Source organism: Mastigocoleus testarum BC008 (assembly GCF_001456025.1).
GTDB classification, from domain to species: Bacteria; Cyanobacteriota; Cyanobacteriia; order Cyanobacteriales; family Nostocaceae; genus Mastigocoleus; species Mastigocoleus testarum.
Window position 1 is genome coordinate 75,593 of record NZ_LMTZ01000024.1, and the last position, 15,846, is coordinate 91,438.

Here is a 15,846-nt window from a genome sequence, read left to right on the forward strand (position 1 = left end):
ATATGTTTGTTTGTAGTAGCGCTTTAGCGCCATAGTAAAGATATTGGCGCTCAAGCGCTACTACGAACCTTATCGTAAGTGTTTTACCGGACATGATATCACATATTTTGGGGGGGGAATAAGCTCTTAAAGTCCCCCAGTATTAGGGGATTTAGGGGGCTATGCACAAATGACTTTTAATAATGACTTTTAATTTTTGACTTACTATACCCGAGAAGGCTTACGCTAATGACTTGCGCGCAGCGCTATAGTCCTTCCTGCTTACGCAACTCCTCTAACACTTTAAGCGTCAAAGGATCCCCCCCTTTGCGTAGGTAATTAATCCAACTTCGACGCTGCGATGTTTTCTCTGATTCATAATTGTTATTTACAAACACCTCAAAATCCTCAATAGCACCTTGAGTATACCCAGTTAGCATTCTAGCAAGCCCACGACTATCTATAATATCCACATTTTCAGGTGCAAGGTCTACTGCTTTCTCACAAGCAAACAGCACCTCCTTGGCGTGATTATGTAAGCTACCACCCCAACAAAGTGAGTTCCAATCTTCTGCAGATATTTGCAAGTTATGATAATATTTCAATGCTTTGTTATAAGCTGCAACAGCTTCTTTGACGTTACCCTGGCCTACAAGTTCTTTCCCTTGAGTTACAAAAGATTTTGCTTTAAACTTGTCTATAAGTTTTTTAGCTACTAGTTTGGGATCGTCATCTAACTCCTGTGTTTCGTTATCAAGATCAATATTTGGATAAAATTTTTGTGCTTCTTTAAATTTGTCTACTGCACCTTTGAAATCATCTTTTTGTGCTAATTCTCTACCTTGTTGTACAAAATGTTCTGCTGTAAGTTTTCTAGCGACTAATTTGGGGTCATTATCTGATTGTTCTCCGTTGGGGTCAAAGTTAACACTTGGATAGAGTTTTTGTGCTTCTTTAAATTTGTCTACTGCACCTTTGAAATCACCTTTTTGTGTTAATTCTCTACCTTGTTGTACAAAATGTTCTGCTGTAAGTTTTCTAGCGACTAATTTGGGGTCATTATCTGATTGTTCTCCGTTGGGGTCAAAGTTAACACTTGGATAGAGTTTTTGTGCTTCTTTAAATTTGTCTACTGCACCTTTGAAATCACCTTTTTGTTGTGCTAATTCTCTACCTTTAGCAACTAAAGTAATTGCTTTTGCTTTTGAATGTGGATTAAAATCTAATTGCGGATTCCAAATTTTTGCTTGACGAAACTTCTTCAAAGCACCTTCAAAATTACCGTTTTGCGCCAAATCTTCACCTTGTCTTGACAAAGTCTCAGCGGCGGCATGAGCGATTATTTTTGGAGTTTGACAAACTTTAAGTTCTTCCAGTTTATCTGGATTGTTAATCAAATAATCTTGAAGCTTTTTACAACCCTGCATTAGTAAATCATCAAAATCCCAATTCCACAACTTCACTGTTTTATCACTTGAAGTGGAAGCAATAGTTTTTCCATCTGGGCTAAATCCCACACTCAAAACCGTTTCTTGATGTCCAGTTAAGGTGTGAAGTGATTTACCATTTTCTATTGACCACAATTTTATTGTTTTATCATCTGATGCGGAAGCAATAGTTTTTCCATCCGGGCTGAATCCCACGCTTGTGACATAGCTTTGATGTCCAGTAAAGGTGCGAAGTGATTTACCATTTTCAACTGACCACAATTTTACAGTCCCATCTGATGAAGCAGAAGCAATTGTTTTTCCATCTGGGCTAAATCCCATGTTCAAAACCGAATACTGATGTCCAGTTAAGGTGTGAAGTGATTTACCATTTTCTATTGACCACAATTTTACAGTCCCATCTGATGAAGCAGAAGCAATTGTTTTTCCATCCGCGCTAAATTCCACCAAATTAACTGAGAATTGATATCCAGTAAAGGTGTGAAGTAATTTACCATTTTCTGTTGACCACAATTTTACAGTCCCATCTGATGAAGCAGAAGCAATTGTTTTTCCATCTGGGCTAAATCTCATGCTCAAAACCGAGTTTTGATGTCCAGTAAGGGTGCGGAGTAATTCACCATTTTCTATTGACCACAATTTAACTGTTTTATCATCTGAAGTGGAAGCAATTGTTTTTCCATCTGGGCTAAATTCTACACTTAAGACAGAGTTTTGATGTCCAGTAAAGGTGCGGAGTAATTTACCATTTTCTATTGACCACAATTTAACTGTTTTATCATATGAAGTGGAAGCAATTGTTTTTCCATCTGGACTGAATCCCACACTCCAAACCCAGTCTTGATGTCCAGATAAGGTATGAAATAATTGACGACTATGTTCGATTGACCACAATTTCACTGTTTTATCCCATGAAGCGGAAGCAATAGTATTTCCATCTGGACTAAATTCTACATCGCTAACTGTTTTGTGATGCCCAGATACTGTATTTAGTAATTGACCATTATTTACAGACCACAATTTCACTTTTCCAGCAGAAGCAGAAGCTATAACTGTGTTATCAGGGCTAAACTTTATACTCCAAACTGCGTCTTGATGTTCAGGTAAAGTACGAAGTAAAATACCAACATAATCATGAAATCTCCTTACCTTAGCATGTGGACCAAATTCCACCTTCCAAACTCTGTTGTCATTTTCGGATAATAGAGTATGGAGTAGTTGACCATTGTCCGCAGACCACAATTTCACTGTACTATTATTTGAAGCGGAAGCAATAGTTTTTCCATCCGGGCTAAATTTCACTCTCCAAACTGCGTCTTGATGTCCCAAGAGAGTGTAGATTAATTGACCATCAAGTGACCACCATTTAATTGTCCTATCGGCTGAAGCGGAAGCAATAGTTTTTCCATCCGGGCTAAATTCTATATCGCTAACTGTCTTTTGATGCCCTTCTAAAGTACGGAGTAATTGACCATCAATTGACCACAACTTTACTATTTTATCTGAAGCAGAAGCAATTGTTTTCCCATCTGGGCTAAATTCCACGCTCCTAACAGTTTTTTGATGTCTTTCTAAAGTATGGAGTGATTTACCGCTTTCAACCGACCACAATCTTACTGTTTTATCTAGTGAAGCGGAAGCAATTATTTTCCCGTCCGGGCTAAATCTCACGTGATTAATATTGTTTTGGTGTCCCTCTAAAGTGTGGAGTAATTTACCGCTTTCAACCGACCATAATTTTACTGTTTTATCTAGTGAAGCGGAAGCAATTGTTTTTCCATCTGGGCTAAATCTTACCCTCCACACCGATTTTTTATGTCCTTCTAAAGTGTGGAGTAATTTACCATTTTTGGACCACAATTTCACTGTTTTATCTGATGAAGCGGAAGCAATTATTTTTCCATCTGGGCTAAATTCCACGCTTTCAACCTGGGATTGATGCCCTTCTAAAGTGCGCTTTTCTTCAACCCAAGAATGATTAATTGACTGATGCATTGCTATTTTAACTTTCTGTTTGATATAGATAGGTATCCAATTTTTCCACCAGTAATTATCTAATAATTGCTGCGCTTTAATTGCTTCAAATAATGCATCCCCATTATTTTGTAAATTCAAAAAGGTTTCTGAAGTTAAAACTGAATTATTAAGCTTTTCTTCTGTTGTGCTTATCTCTGCTTTGATCCAATTGAATCCAGCAAATCCGGTAGCTAAGGAAGCTGCTAACAAACTACCACCAAGCCAACGAATTGCACGTTTTTGCAACCGTATTTTTTCCTGTCGTTGACGTTCTCTTTGTACTTTTTCCCGATTCCTTGCATCCAAACTCTCTTGAATAAATTCACTTTGAGAATTGCTCAAATACTCCCGATATTTCTCATCAAAATAGCAACCCTCTGCTTCACCTAAATTTCCACCACTTAACAAGTATTCCGAATCGCGCTGTTTATCTTCCCATTTAACTACTGTAAACTGTAACCGTTCCTGCCAAACCCGGAACTGACGATTACTTTTGATCCATTCCCGGAGCATTCCCCATTCTCGAATCAGCGCTTCATGGATAATCTCTACCGTTTTTTCTTGAATGCTTTGATCCCAACCAGTTATCAGCAAACGTTTATTTACAAAAAATTCCACCAAATCCCAATTATCTTTCCCTACTTCACTATGAGTAGCTTTACGTTTGGTATCTTCCGTCCCTTCCCCAGGACTAACCAACTGAATAAATATCTGCTCAGCTTTTTCTTTGTCCTCAGTAGATGAGGAATTTAATATTGAATCTGCATATTTAGCTAAAGCTTTTTCTAAACCACCAATTTGTTCATAAGCTTGATGGGTGAGATACCATTTGTCATGTCTATCCCAAAGCTGGGATAAGGTAAATTCCAATAAAGGTAAACGTCCTGGTCTATCGCCAAGATCGTCAATGATTTTACTAGTTAAACCCTTCTCAAATTCAACCTTCATCTTAGCCGCTGGTTGTTCGATCGCTGCGGTTAATTCAACACGGTTCATCTGTGTGACTAATATTGGGGGGTATTTCCGCAAAGTCTCACCCATTGGTTTATATTCAACAAAGGCTTTCCCCATAAAATCAGCCCTGAGGGTGAACACCAGGGTGAAACATGGGGTAAATCTGACCGCGTAAAGCAATGCATCTAAGAAAGCTTGACGTTGTTCTTCCGAGGTTAAAGTATAAAGTTCTTCAAATTGGTCTGCGATTAATACAAAATGTTGGTAGGATTTCTGTCCGTTAAATGTCCCCACAACAGAATTATCCTTTACCCCATAATCCCCTGTAGAGACGTTGCATGCAACGTCTCTACACATTTGTGGTACGTTTTTAGAGGATTGTGGGGAAATTTGACCATAAGCAACAATATTTTCGATTAATCGATGCAAAGCCTTTTCATCATGAAGCAAGTTTATTTGTGTTGGACTTGCGCACTTGTTACTAATTTCTAATGGATTGGGATTGCTTCCTTGGGTCGCAATTACAGTAGACCTGGACCTGATATGGGAACTCAAAGCAACGGTCAAAGCATCAAAAGGATTATTCCCCGGACGGAAGGATACTATCTCTACCTTACCAGTCGTCCTTAAATGAGGAACTAAACCTGCAAACACCAAGGACGACTTCCCACTTCCAGAAGCACCAATCACCCCAACCAAAGGTTGAGTATCTACCGCTTGAACTAAATCGGCGATCGCATTATCTCGACCAAAAAAGTATTTTGCATCTTCCTCTGTAAATGCGGATAATCCCTTGTAAGGACAATTGGGAAGTTTACCTGTTAACCCTCCTAAATCTTCCCAAGTCGGAGGTGGATTGCTGGTATTTTTACAAATGATTGGTAACCAGTTTAATCCAGGTATTTGCTTTTTCCTTTCCTCCGAGGAGCTTAGTTCAAAAAGCTTAAGTCTTGCATCTCGCACCGAGGTAAACAAAGATTTTCCTTCAGCATAGGAACTGAGAAAATACTCAATAAACCGAATTGCGGTTTTATCCGGTACTGGTTCGCGCCAAACTATGATGTAAGGTAAATGCAAATCTGCTAACTGTTTCGCCAAACCCAAGCCATCACAGGAATTAAATATCGCTAACTTTAAACCCTTTTTTACAGCTTCCCCTAAAGTATTTCTGATTTCCTGTAATTTTAAACTTTCTTCTGAATTAATTTGCAGCGAACCAACAGCTCCATCATTATAGGTTTCGCTATGACCGCTATAAAATAAAATATCGCAAGGTTCATCCCATAACTTTCTAAAATCTTGGCGTTGTGGTTGCTCCAGATTAATTAATTCTGCTCCGCGTTTCTTCAGTTTAGCGATTAATTCCTTATCGTCAGCAACACTTATATTCTTACTATCGCCAAAGATACTTGTAATTCTAACCCTTCTAAATATCCCATCATCTTTAACCTCTGGCGCACGGGAATTCGATTCACTCAAACACAAAACAACTTCAAATTCAACTTTTAAATCAGAACGTTCTTGAAAATAATCCCATTCCCGCCAAGGTAAACGATGTAAAATGTCTTTCGTTTGCTGCGATGTAATATTTTGAGTATGAATCTCCAACAAAACTTGAGAATTTGCTTCTAACAGCAGTTGTCTTTCTAACTGTGACCTGATTTTTTCTAACCATTGGTTAACTTCAGTACATAAATCCAATGCATAACTATCGCACTCTTGCTTAGACTGCTCAAATGATAAATTAGTTGGTATTTTCGTGAAACCTCTGATAACATCATTGTCATTCTCTGGATAAAAACTTGTCGCCAAAGATTTGGAGGGTAAAAGTTTGATCCCACGAGCTTCAAATAACTTAATGTATTTATTTCGCCAATTTTTATACAAACTAGGAATTAGTGGTGCAGAGGGTAACTGGACTTCTATATCTTTAGAGTACTGACCTGAAGCAATGCTTGCCCTAATAACGATCTCAGAGAATCCGTTACTAAAGTCACCATCACCAAACTTCAAACTTAGCAGTACCTGCATGCCTCAGTTCCTAATTTTACATCTCATACCACAAAGACCATTGGAAAACTAGACCTTGGAAACATTATTTTCCAAAGTTGGGCATCACTCATACTACCATTATGGAAAAATATTCATGCAATCCTTGCTAGTGAGGACATCAATCATGAGGATTTGTAGAGGATAACCAGAAGAACCTGCGGTATTGGCAAAACCTTTGGTGATTTCTACATTTTTTTGAGTAAACTAGCCCTTCAAAATTAGTGGGAAAAAGAACTAGGTAAACTAGCTCTTCTTTCAGAATTTGTGGACAATTATATTTGTCACCATTCTATCAAAAATTACAATAAATATAAAGATATTAGCTGTATCGACACGCTAAAAAAATCAGAGTAAATCTTGAAAATTAATGTCAAGGAAGTTTTAATACTTATTTATTTTTAGAAATAATCGGATAATTAGGACTACACCTACCCGAATAAACACTCTAGGGTAAACTACGTCAACGTACATCAAATCACTCTGCTAGATTAGCTAAAATAATTGATGTTGTCAAACATTTTATTTTTTAGATTCTCTTTCAAGCCTTTTGATTTGCATTCGAATAACATCAGACATTGATATTCCGTCTACTTCCGCCATTTTTCTTAAAAAGTTGTACTCTTGATCGTTAACTCTTATTTTCAGCATCTTATTTCTTGAAATTGAATTTGTAGAATTATTTTTTTTCATAGGTCAATTGATGTTGTTAGGGTTCACGGTAAATCTTTTCACTACACGCGTACTACATTTGTGGTGTAGAGAAGTGCAAATCAAATAGGGTTGCTGTCTGAATTTTCGCTAGGGGTTCTCCCTCAAACCACGAAGCAATTTTTCTTTCCCACAAACTTATTGTTAACGGTTTTGAATCCTTGAAAAAAATAAGGGGTTAGCGGAATTCTAAAGAGTATTGACAATTCAAATATAGCCCGTTACCATTATTTTTTGTGGTCCTTTGTGGTCTTTTGTGGCCACAAGGTTATATTTATAGGGTGTGGGTATTCATTATGCGTAATTTGACGATAAATTTAATTTCCTCTCAGTTGGCTTTTCTTGCTTTTACAGTTCCTCCTGGAGACTTTGTATCATCGGATAAACCAGGAAATCAGGTTATAACCACTCTAGTACCAGTCGAAACGAGATGCGACGCGATAAAAAATGTGATTGAAAATCGAAAATGTAGCTATAAGTGAACTGAGTTGTGTTTAGGTGGATTACAGTAAAATTGAGCCTAGCTGATATTAGATTTTTGAGCTTGGTTACAAGACAAATTCTTCTGTAAGTACGGCATCTTGATAGATTGCTTCCACTTTGAACTGTTTACCAGGAGATTCACAAAATCCTAGCTGAATAATGCAATCTGATTCTGTAGCGATCGCTTCTTCGCTTTCTACTTCATTTGTATTATGATTCAGCGTTACTTTTAATTTCAAACCCTGTGGTAAACAATACTCATTTTCCGGACGAATCTGTACAATTACACCTTTTTCTTCATTCTCTTCGGGTTTCATCTTTACCACCAAGGCAAATTTTTTATTATTTAGTAAAGATCCAAAATCAAACAATTTACCTTTCTGAATTGGATATTCAGGATAATTTTTATTTCTCAAGTAAACCGGATCGGGCATTTGCAGTGTTAAAATTTCTTCAAGAGATTCCCAACCTTCCTCGAATATTCCATTTCCCCATTGGCCAAGGTTCACTAAAGATTGAGCTATAGCGTGGGAAGCTTTATGAATATTTGCGATCACTACTGGAGCGATTGTATCGTCTTTGGGTAAATTAATAGCCTCAGGTTTCAATAAACGGCAACAAATTAGAAGATTATTGATTTCAGGGTCGAAACGAGAGAATGGGATTTTAATACTCTTATTATCTTGAGTGGTACTAGTTATATTAACGGACTCTTGATATTTCAATATTTCATCGCGATACATAAAACCATGAATTATCAATTGTTTTTCCGCTTCCATAATTTCGAGCAATACATACAAATGACCTGCTAGTTTTGGGGAATTGATAATTTTTTCCGGTACAGTTATCCAATCATCCACTAAATTGTCGGTTGTAATTAAACAAAGCTTAAAATTGCTAAGTTGTGTATTACAGACGGTATCCGTTAAGTTTTGATGTTGAAGTTGAAAGATAGAAACATCATTGATATCAAATTGAATATCTGGTATTAGTTCCTGTAAGTATTCTTCAAAAGCAAATAAAGCGATCGCACTCAAGTAGGTTTTCCACTGATTTCTTTCACCAGTTACTTTCTCACTGATTTTTCTAGCTTTATCGAAGTATTTTGATTGTAAAGGAATAATTAGTGGTTCCAAGTTTAGACCTAGATATTTTGGGTTGTTTAATAGTGAGTACAACATATTTGTAGACAGAAAACGAATTCTTCAGGAGAATTAAAGGTGAGATTGTGTTTCCCCAAGGAAGTGAGCGTTTATTGTAGTTGTTGTTTGTTTGGATTCGTAGATTTTCTTATTTGATGGGATTAGCATCTATCCCGACGAATAAACTCGATTTGGTACCGCACGGTTTTATAGGACTGAAGAAGTTTTACTCCTATATATAGGATTGAATAAATTTTACTGATCGATTTAGGGCAGTGTGATATGTTCGCAGAGCTAGACAAATTGAGTGTCCAGAGATTGCTGAGAAAGTAAAGCATTGTAAATCGAGAAACCACATACCTTGCAACATAATAGTTTCGTCTCTTAGCTTATAATTTACCCGGCAATATAACCGACTAAAGTGCAAGGTTTTTGATACTACTGTTATTTCCTCGTATTTACTTTGCAAAAATCCTTGAAAGCTTTACCTGTAATGTCTTCCAATGTTATTTAGCAAAGATATCTCTACAACATAGTGTAGTAATTTGGTTAGGCACAGTACAAAATCTGTATTTAAGACAAAATCTTTACAAATAATAACAGAACAAAATTTTATTGGAAGGTAAACAGTAAAAAATAATGAACCTATATAGTAAGTGTAATATCAAGTTCCCTAAAGTAATTGCGATTGCTCTAGCGTAAACGTGACAGATTATGTATTAGTCGCGCATAGCAAAGTTGAGCGCCATCAGGTGTGGAATCTCTGTTTACCCTATTCCGAATTCCATATATGAACGCTTCAACTTTTATCTCAGAGCGGCGATTGCTGGAAATCCCTTAAAAGCAATTAAGCAAAAAGGATTAGCTATGAGTTCAAACTATTGTAATTATGAATGTGACCAAAGTAATTGTCCGTTTAAAACAGATCCTTTAGACCGCTACCGGGAAGTTTGCGTGAAGTGCGGTAAAGAATATTCTTTTCGCAGGGGTCGAGCCCCTGTTTTTCTAATCATATGCCTAATTTCTGCTATATTAATACTAATGGACACTTCCAAACCACAAACAGACAATCAACCCAAAACTCAACCCTTTCCAGAGTTACGCTCGGATTATTAAATTCTTCTCTGTACTCAATTCATAATAACTGATAACTTGCGCCATTCTCAATAATCGTCTTGGATTAAGATCCCTGTCCTCATAGAATAAAGTCTGAGAAGTCAAACTGTGTAAGGCTTTATAGTTTACAGACACGCTGTGCTAACAGTGGTTTTTAGAGTACGATTGCTAACACGACATAATACTTATGGAAGACTTCCGGGCTTGGAGTAAATCCTATGAGGGCGAAAAATTAATTTTCATAGGTGATTGGACTGAATCAGATCGGTGCAGATTATCAGTTGTAACATACTCTCGTTATTGCACGAAAATTTGGTATTGCTGGAAGAAGAAATTTTATGGTGATTCGAGTGTATTGTTATAAATATTGTTGGGATAATTACGAGTTACCAATAATTTAATAACGCGATGTGCAATTTTTTCAGAAACGTATATTTTTCGTATTTTCAGGAAGAAAAACTTTTTTGAGGTCGTTTGAAAACTTTATTTTGTCGTGAAAAGTTGTAGTTGGGATTCATTAGTGAAATGATACCAATTTTTTATAAATACGTAAACATGAAAAGCTTTGATTTGCGAATACTTAAGAATATGAATAACTGGCTGAATATTTTCTCTGTAATAGATAAAGGTAATAGATCAATAACCAAGATTCTTAGGAAATGTTTCTGTTCTCCATTCCCCTATGAGCAAAATTTTACAGTATATTTCAGTTTGGTGACGTACATTCAGACAGGTATTAATTCTTATACAAAAAGAGTTTGAAGATATGGGTTTGCTACCTCGTTGACTTGCAAAGTGTTTTATGTCCCAAACAATATGTCTGCTACTATTTTTCTTCACAAAGCTGAACTCACTTGAGAACAAATCAAACAAGAACATATGAGCTAATTAAAGGTGCATATTGAAACTATGGATATCGATACTATAAATACTTCAAGGTATTGGATGATTCGTATTATTACCAATCCTAGAAACAGGGATAGTCACCTAACAAGAGGTTATAAAGATCGAGAATCTGACCTAGCAAAACAGTTCTTCGCAGAAAATTTCCCAGAAGAAAGCAACCAAAAAACTCTATCAAAACAAGTAAACAGGAATATTCAAACAGATCTGTGGAATATTTTCCACAATCACACTCTCGACTTTAAAATTCGTGCTTTAGCTGGACTTTGTTTGAGATGTTACATTTCTCACGCGATCGGAAAAACTTGCATATTAATTACCAATAACAATTTTGGGATTGATACTCCTAAACCCTTTACATACCATGAATTACTACCATACGTTCTCAATGATGATGGAAAGACCCTCATCATTTTGGACAGAGATGGAAAAACTCAGTTGATTCTAAAAGAAAATGGCTTTACTCAAGCAATATCAAATAAGGGGAATTATCAAAGTTTAGAAATTTTACGAACTTATAATCCAAATTTAAGTAAAACAGAAAGCTTAGATAATTGGACAATCAGATGTACCCGACAGAATAAAGAATTGAGAAATTTCCTGTTGGAATATAGAATAGGTGTTCCTAGTGATTGGTCAGTTTTATGTAAAGATGTTCCTAATTCCCTTAAGTTTCATTTACAAAATCACGAGCGTGAAATTTTAGAAGTCTTTCATCAGGTTTACCGTCGGGATAGACGCTCCTGTGGTCAAACAGGAAAATGTACTAATCCAACGAAAGAGCAACTAACAGAAATGCTCGCTTCCTTAAAGAAAAAAAATATCAACCTGAATTCTTATGAAGAACTGATTCGACTGCTCAAAGAAATTGCACATATATTACGTCAAGATATATACTCTAAAAAGCTTGGTACCCCCCATGCTGAATCTATAGATACACCATTGGAAACAGATGAAAGTAATAATTATTCACTTCAATCTCATCTCCCTCCTGGTAGTTATTTAGATCCAGTATCGATTGAATGGCAAGAATTATTAAATTTTCTTAATCAGTTATTCATGGAAGTTCTGTCTCAAGCGATCGCCCAAAGGATTTCTGATAAGATTTCAGACTTAGCAAAAAGTCGAAAATATAACCGTTTTGCAAGCATATTCCCAGAAGGATTAAAGCTCTATTATCGAGAAACGAATCCTTTAAGCATCGTTCAAATTGCAGATCAATGGTCTATTGATAAATCTCAAGCTAGACGGATATTCAAGTTAAAAGAACTGATCAAATCTACTGAGTACTTAACCCAGGAGACATTGATTAAAGATCTCATAAAAAACCCGGTAGATCCTCGCTTAACTTCCCTATCTAAAAATCGAGAGGAACTAATAAATATTGCTGAAGTAATCAAAGAATACATGCACCAAATGGCTTTTAAAGAAGCATTTGCAGAAATCAGTAACGGTAGATATCTTAGCAGAAATAGTTTGTTTGCCCAACTATTACGTCAATACCTCGAAGATAAGAATACAGCATAAACAAAATTATGTACTAAAGTAATAAATCTAAAACTTGAAATCTAAAATGTAAAATTGGATACTGGATTCAAGCCTTCAGTGAAAATAAGTAGTAAATATCGCAAATATTTTACTTCAAACTCCATCTCACCTTAAACTCCGAAGTCATACAAAAAATCTACATTCAATAATGAATAGACAAGATATGCTTTACTCACTATTAAATAATCCAAAATATCTGGATCTAAACGTGGAACCACCAATTATTCCCCTACAATCAAAATACTTCGATCAAGCTAGAGAAATTAGTCAGAAAGTAATAGGTGAAGAAAATCAGTGGAAAACTTACTTAAGTGCGATCGCTTTGTTTGCTTTTGTAGAAGGATTGCAGGAAATAGTACCAGATATCAAAATCGACATTGACAACGCTTCTATTTTTCAACCCCAACATAAAAGCTTAACCGATACAGTCTGTAATATACAACTTAGTAACTTGAAGCTTTGTTTAATTACAATTGATAATTTAAGCGATGATTGGATAACTGTACCGGAAAGTATCATCAATTCCCCTAAACTAGCAGGTCATTTATATGTACTACTCCAGATAATGGAAGCAGAAGGACAATTGATAATTCATGGTTTTATGCATCGTGATGACATTTTAAAATATCAAGAGTCCGTTAATACTACTAGTACAAATCGACACAATAACAGTGTTAAAGTCCCATTTTCTCGCTTCGATCCCGAAATCAATAATCTTCTAATTTATTCTCGCTTATTGGAACCTGACGCGATTACCTTACCCACAGAAAATGTAGTCACTCCAGTAGTGATCGCAAAAATTCATAAAGCTTCCCATGCTATTACTCAATCTCTGGTAAATCTGGGTCAATGGTGGAATGACGTATTCGAAGAAGGATGGGAATCTCTTGGAGAAATTTTAACACTGCAAATACCCGATCCTGTTTACTTAAGAAGTAACCATTCTCCTGAATATCCAATTCAGAAAGGTAAATTATTTGATTTCGGATCATTACTTAATAATAAAAAATTTGCCTTGGTAGTAAAGATGAAACCCGAAGAAAATGAAGAAAAAGGTGTAATTGTACAAATTCGTCCAAAAACGGAAAATGAATATTATTTACCACAGGATTTAAAGTTAAAAATAACCCTAAACCATAATACAAATCAAGCAGAAAGCGAAGAAGCGATCGCAACCGAATCAGATTGCTTTATTCAGCTAGGATTTTGTGAATCTCCTGGTAAAAAGTTTAAAGTGGAAGCAATCTATCAAGATGCTGTATTCACAGAAGAATTTGTCTTGTAATACCAGTATCGACAAAATACTGCCAAATATCAAACATTTGAATTTATATTTGTTTTCTGTTCCCTGTTCCCTGTTCCCTTTTATAAACAAAGTACAGGAATATTAAAGAAAATTGATATAACTATTTTCCGATCCTCACAACTTCCCCAAATTCTTGTCCTAATCTAATAGTGGAGTTAACGGAAGCAGTCAAAGGGTAAACCTTAAAGTCTCACAATCTTTAAGAAATTAAACCCGATCGCCAGTGGGGGAGGTGAACATGAAGACCCAAGATACCAATCCATTCCATCAGAAACTTTCGATTGCTTACATAATAATGTTATTTATAACCTTGCTCGTAAGTATTTGGTGGACGCGACGCACAACTCCTAAACCCGAAATTATAGATCCGAATATAGCAAATACCGAACAAACAAATAATGTACAGATTGTTCCCCCGATTATGGGAGAGCTAGCTTATCGCTAAAACAAATTAAATTGCTGTTTCAGATTTTGCGATGTTTCAGTATTTAGAGTCTTTATTTAATATTAGAGAAATTTGTTGAAGATTTTTCAATGAATGAAATCAAGGAGCATTGATTATGTCCGCATTTAGTAAAATTGCTCAGTCAATTGAAAATATTTTTCAAAAAACTATTGAATTTATTTCCGGTGGGGCTAAAAGAATTTTTACTCCTACCGATGATGACTATCCCAAGACAGGAGTACAACCCTACGAAGGAGATCCCGCAACAAATAAGGATTAGCTCTGTCTAAAGTCTAAACTATCTCTCAAAGAGAGATTAAACACCTCCCAGTGTTTAGGACAACGGTTTTTCGGTTTTTCGATTTTTCTAAAAATTCATGGATAATTTACGTCTAACGTGAATTAAATTGAGATCGCTTTATGGATGATTTCTCTCTAAGTTTGCACTTCTAGAGAAAGACCGATTCCATGAGCGAGATTTTTTTGTACCCGGTTAAATAACAATAACATCAGTTACTAGTTACAATTCTGTCGGATTTAGATCCCCCTAACCCCCTTAAAGTTAATGGGGGGACTTTGAGTCTGTATCATTTTTACTTTTACTGTACCTGCATATATTCAAATTTTGAATATATAATAATTATTAGGATAATCATCATTTTAAAGATATGGCTAATCGTAAGAAAGAGGACACCCTAGATTTAACACTCATAGAAGAAGCCATTCTCAATGCGCTCTCCTTTAAAGAAAGGTATGGATTAGAAATCATGGACGCGATCGCTAAAGCTAGTAATGGCGATCGCACAATTGGTTTTAGTTCCCTTTATCCTACATTAAGGAAACTAGAAAAACGGGGATTTGTAGAGTCTCGATGGGGAGATGAAGCAGCAGAGGAGACAACAGGAGCGCGGAGAAGATATTACAAAATCACAGGTTCCGGGTTGCAAGCACTGGATAAAAAGGAACAATTTTTAGAAGCATTAAGGCTATTTGCGACTTGATTTAATCTCTACTTGATTTAATCTCTACTCGAATTAATTTTTTGAACTAATCTAAGGAAAAACTAAAATATGAAAAAATATAGTCGAAAATCTACTAATTATTTGCTCAAGAGTATTTTTAGTCAATTGCGTCTAGTATTGATTGCAATTCCTAAAACTCTTCTGTATCTAATTTGTGAAGGTGCAATTTACGCTCTTATTTTAGTTATTGGCGTTCTATTGATAAAATTCGGCGTACCTCAAGCTTTTGCTCTGGGTTTGAGTATTACTCTTATTATTGCAACTCTTATTATTAGCTATACAACAATTAGACAGCATAGAATTATTACCCGTCGTTCGAGAAAAAATAGACCACACAACTCAGTTAAAGGTGAAGTCAGGTTTGCTGATGCGATCGCTGGAATACTTTCACAAAATTCACCGCGAGAATGGGAAGAGTATCAAGACTGGTTGCACGATATTTTACTTGCTCGTCGTCAGTTACTTAATAGTGGAATTGCAAAGTGGAAAGTAACTTTAATTACTTATTGGCGGTTAACTGCATTATGTGTAACCGTGGGTGCGATTAAGTTGAGAAGGTTTGCCAGAATTGTTAGGAAATTGCGTTAGTTTTTCAGTTATTATTCTTTTCAAAAAACCATTATTTTGACCTTGTATATTTCGAGCAAAAATATAAATAGTATTGCGTAATAGTAATACAAACTACATAGCTGGTTACATTTAAAACTATTAATCTATAATTAAA

10 protein-coding genes are annotated in these 15,846 nt (G+C 35.8%); 7 read left to right on the forward strand and 3 right to left on the reverse strand.

Annotated features, from left to right (window positions below):
* Positions 1–245: 245 nt before the first annotated feature.
* The 3 genes from BC008_RS05500 to BC008_RS05505 all read right to left on the reverse strand — a co-directional run bounded on the left by BC008_RS05500 (position 246) and on the right by BC008_RS05505 (position 8,821).
* Entirely contained in the window at positions 246–6,428 is a 6,183-nt protein-coding gene (locus BC008_RS05500) for an nSTAND1 domain-containing NTPase (protein ID WP_058183314.1), read from the reverse strand.
* Between the two features lie 540 nt (positions 6,429–6,968).
* Positions 6,969–7,139, reverse strand: coding sequence for a ribbon-helix-helix domain-containing protein (locus BC008_RS49265; protein WP_161938076.1), 171 nt, complete (start codon positions 7,137–7,139; stop codon positions 6,969–6,971).
* Between the two features lie 566 nt (positions 7,140–7,705).
* Entirely contained in the window at positions 7,706–8,821 is a 1,116-nt protein-coding gene (locus BC008_RS05505; RefSeq protein ID WP_058183316.1) for a DUF1822 family protein, read from the reverse strand.
* A gap of 699 nt (positions 8,822–9,520) precedes the next feature.
* On the opposite strand from BC008_RS05505, the gene BC008_RS05510 reads away from it, so the two are divergent.
* The 7 genes from BC008_RS05510 to BC008_RS05540 all read left to right on the forward strand — a co-directional run bounded on the left by BC008_RS05510 (position 9,521) and on the right by BC008_RS05540 (position 15,710).
* A complete protein-coding gene (locus BC008_RS05510) occupies positions 9,521–9,898 on the forward strand; it encodes a hypothetical protein (RefSeq protein ID WP_058183318.1) in 378 nt (125 codons plus the stop codon).
* Positions 9,899–10,807: 909 nt separating this feature from the next.
* On the forward strand, positions 10,808–12,328 hold the full coding sequence (locus tag BC008_RS05515; protein ID WP_072207692.1) for a hypothetical protein: 1,521 nt from the start codon (positions 10,808–10,810) through the stop codon (positions 12,326–12,328).
* A gap of 169 nt (positions 12,329–12,497) precedes the next feature.
* The gene (locus BC008_RS05520) at positions 12,498–13,634 is read left to right on the forward strand and encodes a DUF1822 family protein (protein WP_058183322.1); all 1,137 of its coding nucleotides are present in this window, start codon (positions 12,498–12,500) and stop codon (positions 13,632–13,634) included.
* Between the two features lie 259 nt (positions 13,635–13,893).
* Entirely contained in the window at positions 13,894–14,100 is a 207-nt protein-coding gene (locus BC008_RS05525) for a hypothetical protein (protein WP_027847103.1), read from the forward strand.
* A gap of 115 nt (positions 14,101–14,215) precedes the next feature.
* Positions 14,216–14,380 (forward strand): hypothetical protein, encoded by a 165-nt coding sequence (locus tag BC008_RS50330; protein WP_027847102.1) that lies wholly within the window; start codon positions 14,216–14,218, stop codon positions 14,378–14,380.
* A gap of 388 nt (positions 14,381–14,768) precedes the next feature.
* On the forward strand, positions 14,769–15,101 hold the full coding sequence (locus BC008_RS05535) for a PadR family transcriptional regulator (RefSeq protein ID WP_027847101.1): 333 nt from the start codon (positions 14,769–14,771) through the stop codon (positions 15,099–15,101).
* A gap of 69 nt (positions 15,102–15,170) precedes the next feature.
* Complete coding sequence (locus tag BC008_RS05540; RefSeq protein WP_027847100.1) at positions 15,171–15,710, forward strand: hypothetical protein; 540 nt, start codon at positions 15,171–15,173, stop codon at positions 15,708–15,710.
* Positions 15,711–15,846: the final 136 nt, after the last annotated feature.

What these genes read in the sequence shown, in the direction of transcription:
- BC008_RS05505 (WP_058183316.1), bottom strand. Translation starts at nt 8,821, where the DNA reads ATGTTGTACTCACTATTAAACAACCCAAAATATCTAGGTCTAAACTTG.
- BC008_RS05525 (WP_027847103.1), top strand. Translation starts at nt 13,894, where the DNA reads ATGAAGACCCAAGATACCAATCCATTCCATCAGAAACTTTCGATTGCT.
- BC008_RS05500 (WP_058183314.1), bottom strand. Translation starts at nt 6,428, where the DNA reads ATGCAGGTACTGCTAAGTTTGAAGTTTGGTGATGGTGACTTTAGTAAC.
- BC008_RS05535 (WP_027847101.1), top strand. Translation starts at nt 14,769, where the DNA reads ATGGCTAATCGTAAGAAAGAGGACACCCTAGATTTAACACTCATAGAA.
- BC008_RS05515 (WP_072207692.1), top strand. Translation starts at nt 10,808, where the DNA reads ATGGATATCGATACTATAAATACTTCAAGGTATTGGATGATTCGTATT.
- BC008_RS50330 (WP_027847102.1), top strand. Translation starts at nt 14,216, where the DNA reads ATGTCCGCATTTAGTAAAATTGCTCAGTCAATTGAAAATATTTTTCAA.
- BC008_RS05520 (WP_058183322.1), top strand. Translation starts at nt 12,498, where the DNA reads ATGAATAGACAAGATATGCTTTACTCACTATTAAATAATCCAAAATAT.
- BC008_RS49265 (WP_161938076.1), bottom strand. Translation starts at nt 7,139, where the DNA reads ATGAAAAAAAATAATTCTACAAATTCAATTTCAAGAAATAAGATGCTG.
- BC008_RS05540 (WP_027847100.1), top strand. Translation starts at nt 15,171, where the DNA reads ATGAAAAAATATAGTCGAAAATCTACTAATTATTTGCTCAAGAGTATT.